Source organism: Bradyrhizobium sp. BR 10289, from assembly GCF_019455385.1.
Taxonomy (GTDB): domain Bacteria; phylum Pseudomonadota; class Alphaproteobacteria; order Rhizobiales; family Xanthobacteraceae; genus Bradyrhizobium.
Genome location: NZ_JACOFR010000006.1, coordinates 101328 through 118049 on the forward strand (window position 1 = coordinate 101328; position 16722 = coordinate 118049).

17 protein-coding genes are annotated in these 16722 nt (G+C 66.0%); 4 read left to right on the forward strand and 13 right to left on the reverse strand.

What is annotated here, in order from left to right; translation table 11 throughout:
* Positions 1-175: 175 nt before the first annotated feature.
* From HYH08_RS13215 to HYH08_RS13255, 9 genes are all read right to left on the reverse strand, one after another.
* Positions 176-1480, reverse strand: coding sequence for a PQQ-dependent sugar dehydrogenase (locus tag HYH08_RS13215; protein ID WP_220010240.1), 1305 nt, complete (start codon positions 1478-1480; stop codon positions 176-178).
* A 121-nt stretch (positions 1481-1601) separates the two neighbouring features.
* Positions 1602-1811, reverse strand: a complete 210-nt coding sequence (locus tag HYH08_RS13220) for a hypothetical protein (RefSeq protein WP_220010241.1) — start codon at positions 1809-1811, stop codon at positions 1602-1604.
* Between the two features lie 244 nt (positions 1812-2055).
* Positions 2056-2682, reverse strand: a complete 627-nt coding sequence (locus HYH08_RS13225; RefSeq protein WP_220010242.1) for a methyltransferase family protein — start codon at positions 2680-2682, stop codon at positions 2056-2058.
* Positions 2683-2709: 27 nt separating this feature from the next.
* On the reverse strand, positions 2710-3741 hold the full coding sequence (locus HYH08_RS13230; protein ID WP_220010243.1) for an NAD-dependent epimerase/dehydratase family protein: 1032 nt from the start codon (positions 3739-3741) through the stop codon (positions 2710-2712).
* A gap of 29 nt (positions 3742-3770) precedes the next feature.
* Entirely contained in the window at positions 3771-4289 is a 519-nt protein-coding gene (locus HYH08_RS13235; RefSeq protein WP_220010244.1) for an Mpo1 family 2-hydroxy fatty acid dioxygenase, read from the reverse strand.
* A gap of 171 nt (positions 4290-4460) precedes the next feature.
* Positions 4461-5117 (reverse strand): OmpA family protein, encoded by a 657-nt coding sequence (locus tag HYH08_RS13240; RefSeq protein WP_220010245.1) that lies wholly within the window; start codon positions 5115-5117, stop codon positions 4461-4463.
* Complete coding sequence (locus tag HYH08_RS13245; RefSeq protein WP_220010246.1) at positions 5117-5530, reverse strand: hypothetical protein; 414 nt, start codon at positions 5528-5530, stop codon at positions 5117-5119. Before HYH08_RS13245 ends, HYH08_RS13240 begins: the two co-directional genes overlap by 1 nt.
* An 88-nt stretch (positions 5531-5618) precedes the next feature.
* Positions 5619-5906, reverse strand: coding sequence for a type II toxin-antitoxin system HicB family antitoxin (locus HYH08_RS13250; RefSeq protein ID WP_220010247.1), 288 nt, complete (start codon positions 5904-5906; stop codon positions 5619-5621).
* A 9-nt stretch (positions 5907-5915) separates the two neighbouring features.
* Positions 5916-8507: an ATP-dependent helicase gene (locus HYH08_RS13255; protein ID WP_220010248.1), complete on the reverse strand. Its 2592-nt coding sequence runs from the start codon at positions 8505-8507 to the stop codon at positions 5916-5918.
* A 239-nt stretch (positions 8508-8746) separates the two neighbouring features.
* On the opposite strand from HYH08_RS13255, the gene HYH08_RS13260 reads away from it, so the two are divergent.
* A complete protein-coding gene (locus HYH08_RS13260) occupies positions 8747-8917 on the forward strand; it encodes a DUF1328 domain-containing protein (protein WP_129272547.1) in 171 nt (56 codons plus the stop codon).
* A 168-nt stretch (positions 8918-9085) separates the two neighbouring features.
* Here HYH08_RS13260 and HYH08_RS13265 read toward each other — a convergent pair whose 3' ends face one another.
* Positions 9086-9595 carry a thioesterase family protein gene (locus HYH08_RS13265; RefSeq protein ID WP_220010249.1) on the reverse strand — a complete coding sequence of 170 codons (510 nt, stop codon included), beginning with the start codon at positions 9593-9595 and terminating at the stop codon, positions 9086-9088.
* Positions 9596-9683: 88 nt separating this feature from the next.
* Between HYH08_RS13265 and HYH08_RS13270 the strand changes: the two genes are divergently transcribed.
* Positions 9684-11108 carry an FAD-binding oxidoreductase gene (locus HYH08_RS13270; protein ID WP_220010250.1) on the forward strand — a complete coding sequence of 475 codons (1425 nt, stop codon included), beginning with the start codon at positions 9684-9686 and terminating at the stop codon, positions 11106-11108.
* 49 nt (positions 11109-11157) lie between these two features.
* Positions 11158-11514, forward strand: a complete 357-nt coding sequence (locus HYH08_RS13275; protein WP_220010251.1) for a hypothetical protein — start codon at positions 11158-11160, stop codon at positions 11512-11514.
* 6 nt (positions 11515-11520) lie between these two features.
* Here HYH08_RS13275 and HYH08_RS13280 read toward each other — a convergent pair whose 3' ends face one another.
* The 3 genes from HYH08_RS13280 to HYH08_RS13290 form a co-directional block, all read right to left on the reverse strand.
* On the reverse strand, positions 11521-13188 hold the full coding sequence (locus HYH08_RS13280) for a SulP family inorganic anion transporter (protein WP_220010252.1): 1668 nt from the start codon (positions 13186-13188) through the stop codon (positions 11521-11523).
* Positions 13189-13428: 240 nt separating this feature from the next.
* Positions 13429-14922 carry a caspase family protein gene (locus HYH08_RS13285; protein WP_220010253.1) on the reverse strand — a complete coding sequence of 498 codons (1494 nt, stop codon included), beginning with the start codon at positions 14920-14922 and terminating at the stop codon, positions 13429-13431.
* A 146-nt stretch (positions 14923-15068) separates the two neighbouring features.
* Positions 15069-15989, reverse strand: a complete 921-nt coding sequence (locus HYH08_RS13290; RefSeq protein ID WP_220010254.1) for a LysR family transcriptional regulator — start codon at positions 15987-15989, stop codon at positions 15069-15071.
* Between the two features lie 93 nt (positions 15990-16082).
* Here HYH08_RS13290 and HYH08_RS13295 point away from each other — a divergent pair, with 93 nt between their 5' ends.
* Entirely contained in the window at positions 16083-16526 is a 444-nt protein-coding gene (locus HYH08_RS13295; RefSeq protein WP_220010255.1) for a DoxX family protein, read from the forward strand.
* The last annotated feature ends 196 nt before the right edge of the window (positions 16527-16722 follow it).

The following is a 16722-nucleotide window of genomic DNA, read 5'->3' on the forward strand; positions in this document are numbered from 1 at the left end:
GAAGCCGTTGTCGCTGGAGGCGCTCGCCTCTTCGGCGAGCCTCGAAGGGCGAGGGCCCGGCTGCATCGGGGCCGCACATCCTTCGAGGCTTCCGATGGGGCGCTCTGCGCCCCATCACTCGCACCTCAGGATGACGGATTACGTATGCGATCGCCCGTCGTGGCGCTATCTCGTCTTACGCCCCCGTCACGCGCCAGATCACGTTGCCGACGTCGTCGGCCATCAGCAGCGACTTCTTGTCGGGGCCGATCACGACGCCGACGGGGCGGCCGTAGGATTCCTTCTCGTCCGGGGACAGGAAGCCCGACAGAATGTCGCGACCGGGGCCGGACGGCTTGCCGTTCGCGAACGGGATGAACACCAGCTTGTAGCCCGACAGCTTGCTGCGATTCCACGACCCGTGCTGGCCGATCACCATGCCATCGCCGAAGCCGGGCAGGGTGCCTGCGGGCATCCAGCACAGGCCGAGCGAGGCGGTATGGCCGCCGAGCGCGTAGTCCGGTTGAATCGCCTTGGCGACCATTGCCGGATCCTGCGGCACGCGGTCGTCCACCGTCTTGCCCCAGTAGCAATAGGGCCAGCCGTAGAAGCCGCCGTCGCGCACCGAGGTGAGATAGTCCGGCGGCGTCTCGTCGCCGAGCCCGTCGCGCTCGTTGACGACGGTCCAGAGCACACCCGTCGTTGGCTCCCACGCAAGCCCGACCGGATTGCGCAGGCCGGCGCCGAAAATGCGATGCGTGCCCGCGACAAGATCGAGCTCGTACACCGCGGCGCGGCCTTCCTCGACCTCCATGCCCATCTCGGCGATGTTGCTGAGCGAGCCGACGCCGGCATAGAGCTTGTTGCCGTCGGGGCTCGCGAGCAGGCTGCGCGTCCAGTGGCCGGCCGGCTTGAACGTCGTCAGCCGCTTGCCCGGCGCGGTGATGCGGTCGGCGCCCGCGCTGTAAGGGAAGGCCATCACGCCGTCGGTGTTGCCGACGTAAAACGTGTCGCCAACCAGCGCCATGCCGAATGGCTGGTTGAGATTCTCCATGAAGGCGCCGCGCACTTCGGCGACGCCGTCACCGTCCTTGTCTCGCAACAGCGTGATGCGATTGGCGGAGACGCCGAGCGCGGCGGCGCGGCGCATCGTCGCCTGCATGGCGTAGTGAAACACGCTGCGCGGGGCACCTGCGATCTGCGTCGCCTCCGCGATCAGCACGTCGCCATTCGGCAGCACCTCGATCCAGCGCGGATGGTCGAGGCCGGTTGCGAATGCATTGACCTTGAGCCCGGGCGCCGTGGTCGGCTTGTGGCCCGCGCTCCAGCCGCGCGCGGTCGGCATCTTCAGCGTCGGAATGGCGCCTTGCGGCTTGGCTTCGGGGATGGCGGGGGTCTGGCCCCAGGCGGGCGCGAACTCGGTGCCCGTCAACTTGCGCCATTGCAGCGCGATGCCGCCGATGAATGCGACGAACTGCGCGAAGATGCTGGAAAACGTCATGAAGGGCCCCTGTTTGCGCGCGCATCCAACTGGCTGACGAGGCAGACGTCAACCTGCGTGGTGTGCCGCGAGGGCCTATTCCGCGGGAATGGCACCCGACCAAATTTGCATGGAGAGGAGATCAGCGGCCGATCTGCCGCTCCAGCCGCCGCGCCGCGCGAAAATCGTCGAGATGATGGACGTTCGGCGCCAGCGCGGCCTCCCTCGACAGCAGATGATAGACCCGCGCCACGGTCCGCTGCTTCTGCTTCGGCCGACCGGGCGGCAGTGCCCGTGCCTTGCGGATGGCGGCGATCGCATGCGCGCGGAAATAATCGTAGGCGTCCGACATGGCTCGATGCTCTGCGGTCGATGCAGGTGTCGGGTGGCTAACGGACGAGCGGAGCGGTGGTTCCTGGGCGCGTCAAACCACGCTCTCATGCCCCAGACGCGGCGCAGCGCGTCTTCCCGGTGCGCCGCAGAGCCGGGGCCCATCTCACAGCGATGCAATGCTTTGTCTCTGGGTCCCGGCTCTGCGCAGCAGCGTTGCACGCTGCAGCGCGTCCGGGACACCCGTGAGGCGAAGAGCTACACAGTCACCGCGGCGAGGTGAACGGGATGATCATCGGCACGCGGCGGCAATAGGCGCCGTAGGCGTCCTCGCCGAGCTCCTTGGACAGGAACACCTCTTCCATCCGTCCCTTCTGCCACATGCCGAGCGAGATCAGGATGGCGCCGAGGATCGTCGTCACCAGGCCGATCGCAACGCCGGTCACGAGCATGCCGAAGATCAGCCCGGTGTAGATCGGGTGCCGCACGATGCCATAGGGGCCGGTGTCGATGACGCGGTGGTCTTCCTTGTGGGTAATGGTGTTGGACCAGAACTTTCCGAGATGCAGCCTGCCCCACCAGGCGAAGGCGATGCCGGCGATGGAGAGGACGGCAGCAACGGCGATGCCGGTGTTGCCGAGCACCCAGAGTGGCTTCCAGCCCAGGATCTCCGCAATGAACGGCGTGTACAGGATGCCGCCAACCAGGATCGGCAGGCGATAGCGCTGCGACTCCAGCGTCATGACCTGCTTCTTGGTCCGTCCCTGCCAGAACGAGGCGCCGACCCAGCTGGCGAGGAAGGCGAGCCAGATCAGGGCCAGCAGTTCGGTCGGCCACGTCGTGGTCCAGCCGCCCCAGGCGACGGAGAGAAGCTTGCTGAAATCGAAGGACATGAAGGTTCTTTGCGTTGGGCGGCGGCGTCAGCTCGCGCGCGAGGACAGCGCGTGCTGCTCGATGGCGCCAGAGGGCTGCTGGCCGTTGCGGGCGAGCAGATGGGTGATGGTTTCGCGCAAGACCGGCTCGATCGGACGCGGTGCGTAGCCGAGCTCGTTGCGGGCCTTGCCGATCGAAAGGTCGCTCGCGGCGAGCGCGATGCGCACGCCTTCGGCGGTGCCGTTCGGCGGCCGGTGCGTGACGTGGTCGGAGATGTATTCGAGCATGATCGCGGAGAGCTCCGCGATCCGGCCGGGCACCACGACCGGGAACTGGCGGCGGCCGCTCATCGCCGACATCATCCGCAGGATGTCGCCGAGCGGAACGCAGTCGCCGCCGAGGATGTAGCGCTGGCCGAGGCGGCCGCGCTCCATGGTCAGCACGAGGCCCATCGCGACGTCGCGGACGTCGACGAGGTTGACCAGGAAGTTGAGATGCGGCTGCACCTTCTTCTGGAGGAAGTACCAGAGCATCGCGGTCGGCGGCGTCAGATTATGGTCGGCGGCGCCGATCGGCATGGTCGGCGTGCCGATCACGAGCGGGAAGCCCGCGGCCGCCGCCTTCGCGGCATGATGCTCGGCCAGTGATTTCGAGCGTGTATAGGCGCCGGGCATCGCATCGGCCGGCTGGAGCGCCTCCTCGGCGGGAACGCCGCCCAGGTCGGAATAGGGGAACAGGATCGATTCCGTCGAGCAATGCAGGAAGCGCGACACGCCGCGCGTCATCGCGGCGCCGAGCACGATTTCGGTGCCGCGGCAATTGACCTCGTGAAAGTCCTGCTTGTTGGCCACCCACATGCCGGGCAGGCCGGCGAGATGATAGACCTGATCGACACCCGCAATCGCAGCATCGACCGCGGCGCTGTCCAGCACCGAGCCATGGACATATTCGACGTCGGCATTGGCCGCAGCCGGCGGACGCACATCGAGAACGCGTACCCGCTGCCCACGGGCGCGGAGCGCTTCTACGAGGTGATGTCCGATGAAACCGCTGCCACCGGTAACCAGTACGAGAGCCATGAAGAAGGTTTGCTGTTTCGCTTCTGGAGCTATCGGGTTGAAAGGGAATTGGTCGGAAGAGGCGCGAGAATCACGGCAAGGTCGCGGCGGAAACCCAGCGCAATGAACAATTTCGCCATGACAAACATCGGTCCGAGCAAAAGGTGCGACGGAAAGGTGAACAACGAGGCTTCGCGCCCCTCAAAAACCTTGTGGCCGATGGTCTGCGCGGCGACGCCGAGCGCGACCAATGCGGCGAAAATCGCCCACAACATGACGGTGCTGACCTCTGCGGCAATGGTCGTCGCGATCGAGAACAGCACGATGGAGACCGCCAGAATGCCGATCCCGAGCGGCACGTCCAGCAGCAGCCAATAGACCAGCACCGGCAAGGCCAGCAGCACGGCCAGGCTGAACTCGAATCCGAACAACGGCACCTTCACCAGCGTCAGCGGCAGGACGGCCCCGGTAAAGAGCAGGAGGATACCGATCACATGCATCGCCGTGTTCCGGGGATCGCGATGGTATTCAACATAAACAGCTAGTTGGCGTTGAAAATAGCCACCCATCTCGGTCTCGTGCATTGCGTTCGGGGACGACGAACAGTGGCTATAGCACCGGACAGGGCAGTGCACAAACCGGCGCGAGTGTCGCGCGAAACCGTGCTGTCGCGCTGTGAGACAAGGTCACAAAACGGTCAGAACTTCAAAGGGTTCCGCCCGACGCCGAGGGGCGGATGCTCACCGCTTCCTGGCAGGCTTTTTCGTCGCAGGCGCAGGGGCGGCAGCCGGATGCGCAGGTGCTTCCTCGGGCACCTTGGCATAGGTCAGGATCTGCAGCTGGCCGTTGACGGCCGAGGTCGGCTTCGCGCGGTCGAGAAACTGCTCCTCGCCGAGGCCGATCGGATGCAGCCGCTTGGTCGAGATCTTGAAGGTGTTCACCAGCACGTCGCGGATGGCGTCGGCCCGGCGCTGGCTCAGGATCGCATTGGCCTCGCGCGTCTTCGAATTGGATTCGACATGGCCGACGATCAGGAACGTGTAGGGCAGCAGCGAGGAATGAACCAGTGCGTCGGCGATGCGGCCGACGGTCTGGTAGGAGGCCGGCTGGATGATCGGGGTGTCGGCGTCGAACTGGATCTGCGCGGTGAAGGCGGGCAGGTTCGCGAGATCAGGCGCGATCAGCGGACGATTCACGGGACCCGGATCGTTCTTGATCCTGGCCTTGGCGCGCTCCATCACCTGCGTCTTCAGCGCGGGAAGGTCGATCTCGGCGGCCTGTTCGAAATGGTTGAGCTTGCCGACGATGTCGTCGCGGGTCGGCGCCGCCGTCTGCGCGCCGGCCGCGCCCGCGAGCAGCACAAGGCCAAGCGTGATGGCAATTCTGGTCGCCCGCATCAGCGATACCCCGCGTCGTCGACGGCCTTGAGGCAGTTGTTGCTGATGCCCTTGGGCGTCGAGACCAGACAGGGGATCGACTTGCTGGTCTCCTTGGTCGAGCCGCCGCAGACCTTGACGATCTCACGCTGGCAGGCGTTCGCCACCGTGACGCGCGCGGCGACGCGCTTCTGGATGGCGTCGAAGACGCCGAGATAGTCGCTCGCGCATTGCGGCGACAGCACGTCGCGGTTGCGCGACAGGCACTCCTTCAGGCGGGTGGAGTCCGGATTGACGCCGCGGCAATTGGCGACGATTTCCGCGCCGCAACTCGCCGCGAGCTTTCCGATCGAATCGCCAAAGCTCATGGTCTCCGCCGCCGCAAGCGACGGCATGACCAATGCCAGCAAGATCAGTGTGATGCCCCGGACCATGGCTGCATCTGATACGGGGAAGTTCGCGGTGGTCAAGGGCTGTTCGGGCCAGAACCGTCGATGGTCCGCCGAGTGCGGCGAACAGTCCTCACTCCTCGCCGTCTTCGCGGGGCGGCCATTCGATCAGGACGGCGGTGTGCTTCCGGAGGTCGTCGGCAAATTCCGGATTGGCCTTGAGTTCGTCCAGTGTCCGGGGCGGGGGAAGCTGCCGGCCGTCCTCGGCCAGCTCCTGCGCGTAGAATTCGAGTGCATCGGGCGCGCTCTCCAGCGCCTCGTCGATGTCGTCACCGCCGGAGATGCAGCCGGGCAGATCCGGAAACCACAGACTGACGGCGTCCGGGTCCGTGTCCTCGATGATGGCAACGTATTGAGGCATAGGCCGCCGTCACGCCCGCTGCACGAAGCTATCCACGACCTTCTTCTCACCGGCCTTGTCGAAATGGATGGTGAGCTTATTGCCGTCGACCTTGGTGACGTGGCCGTAGCCGAATTTCTGGTGGAATACGCGGTCTTCGAGCGAGAATTCCGAGGTGGTGCCGGTCGATTTGGCGACCAGCTCACCTTCGATCGTCAGCGGGCCGCGCCGGCGCGAGGAGAAGCTGCCGAAATCGGGCCCGGATGATGAGGAGAACGTCGCGGCCTCTTCCTCGAAGCCGCCGCTGCCACCACCGTTGCGGCCGCCGCCGCGGTTGCGGTTGGCTTCTCGGCTTGCCTGGGCGCGCTGCCAGCCCGGCGTCGAATAGGTCGAGCCGAACGCCTCCATGTCGTCGAAGCGCGAGGCGCCGTAGCCGCCGGTGCCGCCCCAGGCGGAGCCGCCCTTGGATTCCGTGATCTCGACATTGGCCGCCGGCAATTCGTCAAGGAAGCGCGACGGGATCGTGGTCGACCAGGTGCCGTGGATGCGCCGGTTGGTCGCAAAATAGATCATGGCGCGGCGGCGGGCGCGGGTCAGGCCGACATGGCCGAGCCGGCGCTCTTCCTCAAGGCCGGCGCGGCCCTGTTCGTCCAGCGTGCGCTGGCTCGGAAACAGGCCTTCCTCCCAGCCGGGCAGGAACACGTTGTCGAATTCGAGGCCCTTGGCCGAATGCAGCGTCATCAGCGACACCGCGTCGTCCTCGGCGCCGCCCTCGCGGTCCATCACGAGGGAAATGTGTTCCAGGAAACCCTGCAGGTTCTCGAACTCCTCCATCGAGCGCACGAGTTCTTTCAGGTTCTCCAGCCGGCCCGCAGCGTCGGCCGAACGGTCCTTCTGCCACATCTCGGTGTAGCCGCTCTCGTCGAGCACGATCTGGGCGAGATCCGTATGCGCGGTGACCTCGCGCTGGGCGCGCCAGCGGTCGAACTGCGCGACGAGATCGCGCAAGGAGCCGCGCGCCTTCGGCTTCAGCTCGTCGGTCTCGACCACGGCACGCGCCGCCTCGAACAGCGGAATGCGGCGCTTGCGGGCGTGGTCGTGCAGCATCTGTACGGTGGCATCGCCCAGGCCGCGCTTGGGCGTGTTGACGATGCGCTCGAAGGCGAGGTCGTCGGCCGGTGAATTGATCACGCGCAGATAGGCCAGCGCGTCGCGGATTTCGGCGCGCTCGTAGAAGCGCGGGCCGCCGATGACGCGATAGGGCAGGCCGAGCGTGACGAAACGGTCTTCGAATTCGCGCATCTGGTAGGAGGCACGCACCAGAATGGCGATCTCATTGAGCTTCTCGCCCTGGCGCTGCAGCTGCTCGATCTCCTCGCCGATGCCGCGGGCTTCCTCTTCGGAATCCCACGAGCCCGTGACCGTGACCTTCTCGCCGTCATGGTCCTCGGTGCGCAGCGTCTTGCCGAGCCGGCCTTCATTGTGCGCGATCAGGTGCGAGGCGGCGGCGAGGATATGGCCGGTCGAGCGATAGTTGCGCTCGAGGCGGATGACCTTCGCGCCGGGAAAGTCGTGCTCGAAGCGCAGGATGTTGTCGACCTCGGCGCCGCGCCAGCCATAGATCGACTGGTCGTCGTCGCCGACGCAGCAGATGTTCTTGACGTGGGGTGTCTTCTCCTTCTCCCCGCTTGCGGGGAGAAGGTCGGGATGAGGGGGACTCTCCACGAGTTCGGTGCTTGGAGAGTCCCCCTCACCCGCATCGCTTTGCGATGCGGCCTCTCCCCGCACGCGGGGAGAGGCGAAGGACGGCGCCTGCGACAGCAGCCGCAGCCACAGATATTGCGCGACGTTGGTGTCCTGATATTCGTCCACCAGGATGTATTTGAAGCGCTGCTGGTACTGCCGCAAAATATCGGGGTGCTCGCGGAAGATGCGGATGTTCTCCAACAGCAGGTCGCCGAAATCGGCGGCGTTGAGAATCTTCAGCCGCTCCTGGTAGCTCGCATAGAGCTTGCCGCCCTTGCCGTTGGCAAACATCGCGGCTTCGCCGGACGGCACCTGTGACGGTGCCAGGCCGCGGTTCTTCCAACCGTCGATCAGGCCCGCCAGCATGCGCGCGGGCCAGCGCTTGTCATCGATGTTCTCGGCCTGCAGCAGCTGCTTGAGCAGGCGCACCTGATCATCGGTATCGAGCACCGTGAAGTTCGACTTGAGCTGCGCCAGTTCGGCATGGAAACGCAGGATGCGGCCGCCGATGGAGTGGAAGGTGCCGAGCCACGGCATGCCTTCAACGGCGTGACCGAGCATCTGGCCGAGCCGGTGCTTCATCTCGCGCGCGGCCTTGTTGGTGAAGGTCACCGACAGGATTTCGGCCGGGCGGGCGCGGCCCTGGCTCAAAATGTGGGCGATGCGCGTGGTCAGCACGCGCGTCTTGCCGGTGCCGGCGCCGGCCAGCACCAGGACCGGGCCGTCCAGCGTCTCGACCGCCTCGCGCTGCTCGGGATTGAGCCCGGTGAGGTATTTCGGGCCCACCGAGGCGCGCGCACGCGCGGCGATGCCGCCGGCTGCGGGCTGGTGGTCGGGGACGGCTGTGATCTTGCTCGGCTCGGTCATGCGAATCATTGGCCCCACGATGGCACCGCGGGGTGGCGGAAGGGAGCCTTCTTAACAGGGATTACTGCCTATATGGGGCGGCGGCGAGGGGTTTTCCACGTGCGCGACGGGGCGATTTGTTCCTGTCGAACAGGCGAATTTCCGGCCGCAGCTGGCCGGAACCAATGTTCCGGCCAGAGGATTGTTTGGGCAAGTGAGGCGCGCCAGCCGCGTCGATCGCAGACAGACATCAAGACAGAGGTTTCGCCATGCTGAGCTGGGTTGTGACGTTTCTGGTTATCGCATTGATCGCGGGTATCCTGGGCTTCGGCGGCATCGCCGGCGCGTCGATCGAAATCGCCAAGATCATCTTCTTCATCGCGATCGTCCTGTTCCTAGTCTCGGCCGTGGTCGGCCTTGCCCGCGGCCGCAGGATCTAGCGCTGTCCACCTCTTCCGCAGGGAGAGGTCGGATCGCATCGCAAGATGCGATCCGGGTGAGGGGTTACAGTCTCAGTGAGCGCTGCGGCCCCTCACCCGGATTGCTTCCGCAATCCGACCTCTCCCCGTCGGGGAGAGGTGAACCACGAGCAACCAACCAGACCTGACCTACGACTTCTTCGAGGGCATCGCCACGCTGCGGCCGATGCCCTCGGGCCGTGCAACGGCGCGGTGGGCATTGGTGACCGCGACGACGCGCTCCCGAACATCGGGCGGAAACGGCCCTACCCGCCGGGCCGTCATGTCCATGTGCAGCGACATGTTCTCCGAGGTGGCCGACAGCCAGCCTTCGGTCGCATGCCGCATCTCTTCGAACGTATGCAGCCGCTTGTCGTCGGCCTCCAGCAGCCACACCAGGATCTGGACGGGATCGCCGAGGTGGATCTCGCGCAGATAGCGCACATGGCATTCGGCGGTGAAGGTCGAGCCGTGGCGTTCCTTCTTGTAGGTGGGCCCCATGCCGAGCTCGAGCCAGAGCTCGTCGATCGCCCGATCGAACATCACGTTGTAATAGGCCATGTTGAGATGGCCGTTATAGTCGATCCATTGCGGCTCGATCTGCATGATCGAGCTGCGGAATGGTTCGGCGTTCGGGGCTGTGGCGGCACTCTCCGGCATGTTTCATTCCCTGCTATGCGTCCGGTCGCTTGACTTGACCGGTTAGATGTCCTTTGCCACGGTCTCTTCTCGTCGGGAGGAATTTTCCGTGGGTACGACCATCACCAATAATCCGCCGCGGCCGGCGCCGAAAGCCCTGGCAAGCGCGCTGGAGCAGCTTGCCGCACGCTTCGGCAACCGCCTGATCACCTCGCAGGCCGTCCGCGAGCAGCACGGCCATACCACCACGTGGATCGTCAACCAGCCGCCCGACGGCGTGGTGATGGCGCAGGAGACCGCCGACATCCAGGATGTGGTGCGGATCTGCGCCAGGAACGGCGTGCCCGTCATTCCCTTCGGCACCGGCACCTCGCTCGAGGGCCAGGTCAACGCGCCCGCCGGCGGCATCTCGATCGATCTGCGCGACATGAACAAGGTGCTGGCGGTGCACGCCGAGGACCTCGACTGCGTGATCCAGCCCGGCGTCACTCGCAAGGCGCTCAACGAGCATCTGCGCGACCAGGGCCTGTTCTTCCCGATCGATCCCGGCGCGGACGCCTCGCTCGGCGGCATGGCTTCGACCCGCGCCTCCGGCACCAACGCGGTGCGCTACGGCACCATGCGCGACAGCGTGCTGGCGCTGAAGGTGGTGCGCGGCGACGGCGAGATCATCACCACGGGCACGCGCGCGAAGAAATCGTCGGCGGGCTACGACCTCACCCATCTGTTCGTCGGCGCCGAAGGCACGCTCGGCATCATCTCCGAATTGACCATCCGCCTGCGCGGCATCCCCGAGACCATCGCTGCGGCCGCGGTGTCGTTCGAGACCGTGCACGGGGCGTGTCAGGCCGTGATCCTGGCGATCCAGACCGGCATTCCCGTAGCGCGCATCGAGCTGCTGAACACGGCGCAGGTGAAGGCGTGCAACGCCTATTCGAAGCTGACGCTGCCGGAGACGCCGCTGCTGCTGATGGAATTCCACGGCAGCGAGATCGAAGTCGACGCGCAATCCAAGGCCTTCGGTGAGATTGCCAGGGAGTGTGGCGGCGGCGATTTCTCCTGGACCACCAAGCCGGAGGACCGCACAAAACTGTGGCAGGCGCGGCACGACGCCTATTGGTCCGTCAAGGCGCTACGCCCCGGCGACAGTATCGGCGTGGTCGCCACCGACGTCTGCGTGCCGATCTCGCGGCTGGCCGATTGCGTCAGCGAGACCGAGGAAGACCTCAAGCGGCTCAATTTGTTATCGCCGATCGTCGGTCATGTCGGCGACGGCAATTTCCACTGCTCGCTGGTGTGTGACACCAACGATGCCGACGAGATGGCGCGCGGCGAGGAGTTCATGCATCGCCTTGTCGAGCGCGCGCAGGCGATGGACGGAACCTGCACCGGCGAGCACGGTATCGGCCAGGGCAAGCAGAAATATCTCAAGGCCGAGCTCGGCCCCGAGGCGCTGGACGCGATGCGTGCGCTGAAAAAGGCACTCGATCCGCAAAACATCTTCAACCCCGGCAAGATCGTGCCGGAGGCATAGCGCGCGGCGTTAGCGGCGTTTATGCTCGCTCCATCCAACGGAGCGGGCAATGCGCTGGTTCGCGCGCAAGACGCGACAAGACATCTGGGATGAGCCGATCGAAGGTCCGCTCGGCGACATCGAGGCCGCCGCGCGCATCCGCACCATTTGCGAGGCTGCGGCGCCGAGCGCCGCCGCCTGCAACGACAAGCACGAAAACCAGCGCTACGAGCGCGCGGCCAAGACCGCGATGGAGATCGCGATGAGGATCTCCGACGCGCTGATGCGCGACGACGCGGTCCATCACATCGTCGATCTCTGCATGACGGCAAACGACCTCAAGACCGCGCAGATCCTGTTCCGCGCGATCCACGCCGGCTGGATCCGCGAGAGGGTGCAGCGGGATCATCCGACACTGGCGCAGTGACCGCGGTTACTTCGCCAGTTTCCGCACGGCCTCGTCCACGCTGTGGAAGACGTGCTCCTTCGGCAGCACATCGAACAATCTGAACCGCTCGAACGCGTCCTGCGCGCGCACCGATTCCAGCCGTGCCAGCGCCACCGTGACGCCCTGTTCGCCGCATGCCTTGAATATTTCGAGCAGGATCTGCGCCGCGGTGAAGTCGATCTCGACCATGCCGCTCGCTTCCAGCACCAGCAATTGCGGTGCCGCCGTGCCGAGCACCTTGGTCACGTCGCTGCGGAAGTCCGACGCGTTGAGGAAGGACAGCGGCGCCTGGAGCCCGATCACGGCGACGCCATTGATGCGCTCGCCGGTGATGTGCGGGTGCGCCGGCCACCAGATCGTGGTGCCCGGCACGCGCTCGAACTCGACGAGCCTCGCGCGCGTCGTGCTCCAGATGCCGTGCAGCAGCGACAGCACGATGCCGAGGAATGCGCCCTGCTGGATCGGCACTACGATGATCAGCGCCGCGGTCGCAATGATCAGCAAGAACTCGCTGAAGGATTGTTTGTAGATGGTGACGATCTGCTTGACGCGGACGATGCGCAGCGCCACGAACAGCAGGATGCCACCGAGCGCGGCGTCGGGCACGTGCCGCAGCAGTCCGGTGCCGAACGCGAGCAACGCCAGCACGATCGCTGCAGCGGCAAGACCCGCGAGCTGCGATTGTCCGCCGGTCTCCGCGACGATGCCCGTGCGCGGCGGGCTGGCATTGACCGGAAACGCGCCGAACAGGCCGGACAGCACGCTGCCGGCGCCGGCGCCTAGGAAGTCGCGGTCGACATCGGCGGGCTTGGCGGGATCGGACGGGAACGAGCGCGTCGTCGCGGCGGTCTGCACCATCACCACGACGGTGATGACGAAGGCGAGCGGGACGAGGCGTACCCACAGCTCGGGCGCAAGCGCGGGCAAGGTCGGCCGCGGCAGCGTGCCGGGCACGCTGCCAACGACGTTAACACCCTTGCTCTCGAGGCCGAGCGCGATGGTGGCCAGCGTCGCGCCGACGAGCCCGATCAGCGCGCCAGGAATCTTTGCGCTGATCTGTTCGGAGATGAAGACCACCGCCAGCACGCCAAAGCCGATGCACAGCGCGAAGGGATTGCTGCGTCCGATCTCGCTCGCCAGTACGCCGATGCGATCGAGCGTCGGCCCGCTTGGCGATTCCAGTCCCAGCACGCCCGGCAATTGGGAGACGACGATGTGGACCGAGATGCCGGCGAGGAAGCCGACCATGACAGGCACCGACAACAGGTTGGCGATGCCGCCGAGACGAAAGGCGCCGCCCGCGAGCATCATTGCCCCGACCATCAGCGCCAGCGCAATCGCGAGCCCCTGATATTCCGGAGTGCCCGCGGTGGCCAGCGCGGCGAGCCCGCCGGCGAAGATCGGCGTGATCGTGGAATCGGCGCCGCAGGACAAAAAGCGGTTGCCCCCGAGCAGCGCAAAGCCGAGCGATCCCGCCATGAAGGCGAAGAAGCCGATCTGCGGCGCAAAGCCGCCGAGCCGCGCCGTCGCCATCTGCTCCGGGATCGCAATCGCCGCCAGCGTCAGCCCCGCCATGAGATCGCCGGGCAGGGAATAGGAGGCGAGCGAGCGGAAGAGAGGCCATGCGTGTTTGGCGGACGCGTCGTGCGACATCGATGTGGAATCCCCGGAAAAGGCTGACGGTGGCCGGTCAGACTACAGCATTTCCAGAAGACGATAGCGGATCAGTCTCCGCAGCTCTCGTGTCCCGGACGCGCTGCAACGCGTCAGCGTTGCTGCGCAGAGCCGGGGCCCCAGAAAGCGGCACCACGCGCTGCCGATGGGCCCCGGCTCTGCAGCGCATCACTTCGTGCTGCGAGCGTTCGGGGCACGAGAGGCAAGCGAGGTGGGGCCTCAATACCTGCCGCGGTTGCCATAGTCGCCGCGCGATGGGCCGCCGTAGACGCCACCGCCATGACCCATACCCATACCCATGCCAATTCCGATCCCGATGCCGACACCGACGGGCGGCGGCGGAGGCGGAGCGCGCTCATAGACGACGACTTCGTCAGGCGGCGGACGGCGCGGCTTCGGCGGCGTGTCGACGACCTTGCGCTTCGGCGGGGTGTCGTCGACGCGCTTCTTGATCACGGGGGCGACGGCCGGGTTGACCGGAGAGGCCGGCGGCGTCGGCGTCGAGCACGGGCAGGTCGGCGCCAGCGCGACGGCGACCGGAGCAGGGGTCGCCGCAGCCGCAACCGGCAAGGCGTAGTTGCGGTTCTGCACGCGGAGCAGCAGCCGGCGCGCGGTCGCGGCGAGATCGCTGTTGTCCCAATTGTTGAGATAGGCCTCGAACGACGCGCGGGTGTTGATCGCGGTGGCGCGTTCCCAGGCCAGCATCTGGCGCCGGCGCTCCAGCACCGTGCGCAGACGCGGCGTGCGGGTGTCCTGCGTGTAGAGCTCGATATAGGCCTGATAGGCCTCCACAGTGTCGTCGGTGATCACGAGCTCATAGGCAATTTTGGCGTCCTTGCCCTGCAACTCCTTGCGCCAGTCCGCGACGCTGCGCGTGCCGCCGGCCAGCGCCATCGACGACGCCCCCGGAAGCGCCGGCGTGCTGCTACTGCTGTCGCCACCGAAGAACTTGAAGTCGGTCGTCAGCGAGGAGCTTTCCCAGGGGATCTGCCGGCCGTCGGTGGATTGCGCCACCGCGACGCGGATGCGCTTGAACACTTCCTCGATCGGCAGATTGGGCTGCTTGGCGACGGTCAGTGCGGCCGTGGTGTAGGGGCTGTCGATGCCCGTGCCGTCCTCGGCTTCGGCGCCGGGTGAGGTTGAATAGGAGATGAACGAGCCGGGTGCGCCGGCCTTGGTGTCGACGATGGCCAATCCGTGGCCGGCGCCGCTGAGCGCGGGGAACGGATTGTTGCGGCAGGCATCCAGCATGAAGATGCGCGCCTTGGTCGGCAGCGCGCCGAGCGTGTTGAGCAGATCGTTCAGCCGCACGCCCTGCAGCGGAATGTCGGCCTCGCGCTTGGGATCGAGATCGACAGGCACGAGATAGTTCTCGCCGTCGATCTGAAGGCCGTGGCCGGCATAGAACACCAGCGCCACCGTGTCGGCGCCGCTGGCGCTGACCTTGCCGGCGAAATCCGAGATCGCCGAACGCATCTCGTTCTGCGCGAGGTTGGATGCCGTGGTGACGGTGAAGCCGGCATTGCCGAGCAGCTCCGTCATGCCCTTGGCGTCGTTGGCGGCGTTGGGCAGCTCCGGCACGGTGCGATAGGCGGATTGCCCGATCACCAGCGCGAGCCGCGCTTCGGCTGAAGCCTCCGTCGGGCTGATCAACTGGGTGAGGGCCAGAAGGCCCGAGGCAAGGAATAAATGACGAAGGGCTGGACGGCGCATGATGTCACCTCCATCGGCAATAGGCGCGATGCTGTCACGTTTTGTAGGTCGCCGCCACGTATCTGTCTGTGCGCTAGCTCACGCTGCGAGCTGCGGCAAAATGGGGCAGCGGAACTGCCGGAGCTGGCGCGTCAGACCGCGGGCCGTCAGAACAGTCCGCGATCCCAGGGCGGATCGGGCGCGAAGCGCGCGGCGAGAAAGTCGATGAAGGCGCGCACCTTTGCCGGCGGCCGGCGATCGGGCAGGTAGACGGCATGCACCGCCGATGTCCGGACCTCGGGCTGGTCGAGCGGCAGCGCGACCAGCGTGCCTGCGCGCAAATCGTCGGCGATGATGAAGGTCGGCTGCCGCGACAGGCCGAGACCCGCCAGCGTCGCGGCGCGCAGCGCATCGCCATTGTTGGCGCGCAAGGTGCCGTTGATCCGGATGCGGATCTCGCCATCGGCGCCGAACGGCCATTCCGCCGCGCTGCCTTGCTGTGTCAGCGTATAGCCGAGACAATTATGTGCGGCGAGGTCGGCCACGCTGCGCGGCGTGCCGTGCTTCCTGAGATATGAGGGCGCGGCACAGACAACGAGGCGGTTCGGTGCGAGCTTTCGCGCCACCATGCTGGAGTCGCGCAGCTTGCCGATCCGGATTGCGAGGTCCCAGCCTTCCTCGGCGAGATCGACGAGACGGTCGTTGAGGCCGAGCTCGACGGTGACCTCGGGATGCTGGTCCAGAAACTCCGCCATGAGCGGCGCGATCTGCCGTGTGCCGAACACGACGGGGACATTGACCCGCAGCAACCCGCGCGGCTCGACCCGCTCGCGCGCGACGGCGGCATCGGCCGTTTCCATGTCGGCGAGGATCCGCTCGGAGGATTCCAGATAGAGCCGGCCGGCGTCGGTAATCGACAGCCGCCGCGTGGTCCGGTGGAACAGCTTTGTGCCGAGCCGCGCCTCCAGCGCAGCGACATGCTTGGTGACCATGGTCTGCGACAGGCCCATCGCCCGGGCTGCGCCGGACAGGCTGGCGCTCGCCGCCACCTTGGCGAAGACTTCCAGGCTGGTCAGCCGGTCGAGCATCCATTTCACTCTATGGGTGTGAAGTATATTTTCAGAATAGCAGATTATCGTCGGAATGAGAATAGATCATGTTGCACTGCAAAGGAGACTGCCATGATCGATTCCCGTACCGCTCCCTACGCCGCGCTGGTGCTGCGCGTCACACTGGGCGCGCTGTTCCTGGCCCATGCCAGCCTGAAGCTGTTCGTGTTCACGCCCGCCGGCACCGCAAAGTTCTTCGGCAGCCTCGGCTTCCCGCCCGAGTTCGCCTATCTCATCATGACGGTCGAAGTGCTGAGCGGGTTCGCTCTGATCCTCGGCGTCTGGACCCGCTATGCGGCACTGGCCGGCATTCCCATCCTGCTCGGCGCGATCTTCTCGGTGCATGGCGCCGCCGGCTTCTTCTTCACCAATCCGAAGGGCGGCTGGGAATTCCCCGCCTTCTGGGCGATCGCGCTCGCGGCACAGGCCCTGCTCGGCGACGGCGCCTATGCGCTGCGGCCCTCCCGCGATGTCGCATCCGCAAGCGGCCAGCTCAGCGGCGCACATTCGCGCTGACGTTACGATGTTGTTCGAACATGAGAGCTGCGGGACCCGATCCCGCAGCTCTTTTGCTGCGGGCCGATCGATCTGCGTTCGGCATTGATCCATACCTGAATTGGATTGATCCGCCTCAATCTTGCATGGCAGGCTTGGTCGCTGCCGCGCGGAATGATCGAAAACACCTAAAAAAGCAGGCGTTCCCCCACGGTCT

Excerpts from the sequence above, each read along its gene's own strand:
- HYH08_RS13215 (WP_220010240.1), bottom strand. The coding sequence starts at position 1,480 with ATGACGTTTTCCAGCATCTTCGCGCAGTTCGTCGCATTCATCGGCGGC.
- HYH08_RS13220 (WP_220010241.1), bottom strand. The coding sequence starts at position 1,811 with ATGTCGGACGCCTACGATTATTTCCGCGCGCATGCGATCGCCGCCATC.
- HYH08_RS13225 (WP_220010242.1), bottom strand. The coding sequence starts at position 2,682 with ATGTCCTTCGATTTCAGCAAGCTTCTCTCCGTCGCCTGGGGCGGCTGG.
- HYH08_RS13230 (WP_220010243.1), bottom strand. The coding sequence starts at position 3,741 with ATGGCTCTCGTACTGGTTACCGGTGGCAGCGGTTTCATCGGACATCAC.
- HYH08_RS13235 (WP_220010244.1), bottom strand. The coding sequence starts at position 4,289 with ATGGGTGGCTATTTTCAACGCCAACTAGCTGTTTATGTTGAATACCAT.
- HYH08_RS13240 (WP_220010245.1), bottom strand. The coding sequence starts at position 5,117 with ATGCGGGCGACCAGAATTGCCATCACGCTTGGCCTTGTGCTGCTCGCG.
- HYH08_RS13245 (WP_220010246.1), bottom strand. The coding sequence starts at position 5,530 with ATGGTCCGGGGCATCACACTGATCTTGCTGGCATTGGTCATGCCGTCG.
- HYH08_RS13250 (WP_220010247.1), bottom strand. The coding sequence starts at position 5,906 with ATGCCTCAATACGTTGCCATCATCGAGGACACGGACCCGGACGCCGTC.
- HYH08_RS13255 (WP_220010248.1), bottom strand. The coding sequence starts at position 8,507 with ATGATTCGCATGACCGAGCCGAGCAAGATCACAGCCGTCCCCGACCAC.
- HYH08_RS13260 (WP_129272547.1), top strand. The coding sequence starts at position 8,747 with ATGCTGAGCTGGGTTGTGACGTTTCTGGTTATCGCATTGATCGCGGGT.
- HYH08_RS13265 (WP_220010249.1), bottom strand. The coding sequence starts at position 9,595 with ATGCCGGAGAGTGCCGCCACAGCCCCGAACGCCGAACCATTCCGCAGC.
- HYH08_RS13275 (WP_220010251.1), top strand. The coding sequence starts at position 11,158 with ATGCGCTGGTTCGCGCGCAAGACGCGACAAGACATCTGGGATGAGCCG.
- HYH08_RS13280 (WP_220010252.1), bottom strand. The coding sequence starts at position 13,188 with ATGTCGCACGACGCGTCCGCCAAACACGCATGGCCTCTCTTCCGCTCG.
- HYH08_RS13285 (WP_220010253.1), bottom strand. The coding sequence starts at position 14,922 with ATGCGCCGTCCAGCCCTTCGTCATTTATTCCTTGCCTCGGGCCTTCTG.
- HYH08_RS13290 (WP_220010254.1), bottom strand. The coding sequence starts at position 15,989 with ATGCTCGACCGGCTGACCAGCCTGGAAGTCTTCGCCAAGGTGGCGGCG.
- HYH08_RS13295 (WP_220010255.1), top strand. The coding sequence starts at position 16,083 with ATGATCGATTCCCGTACCGCTCCCTACGCCGCGCTGGTGCTGCGCGTC.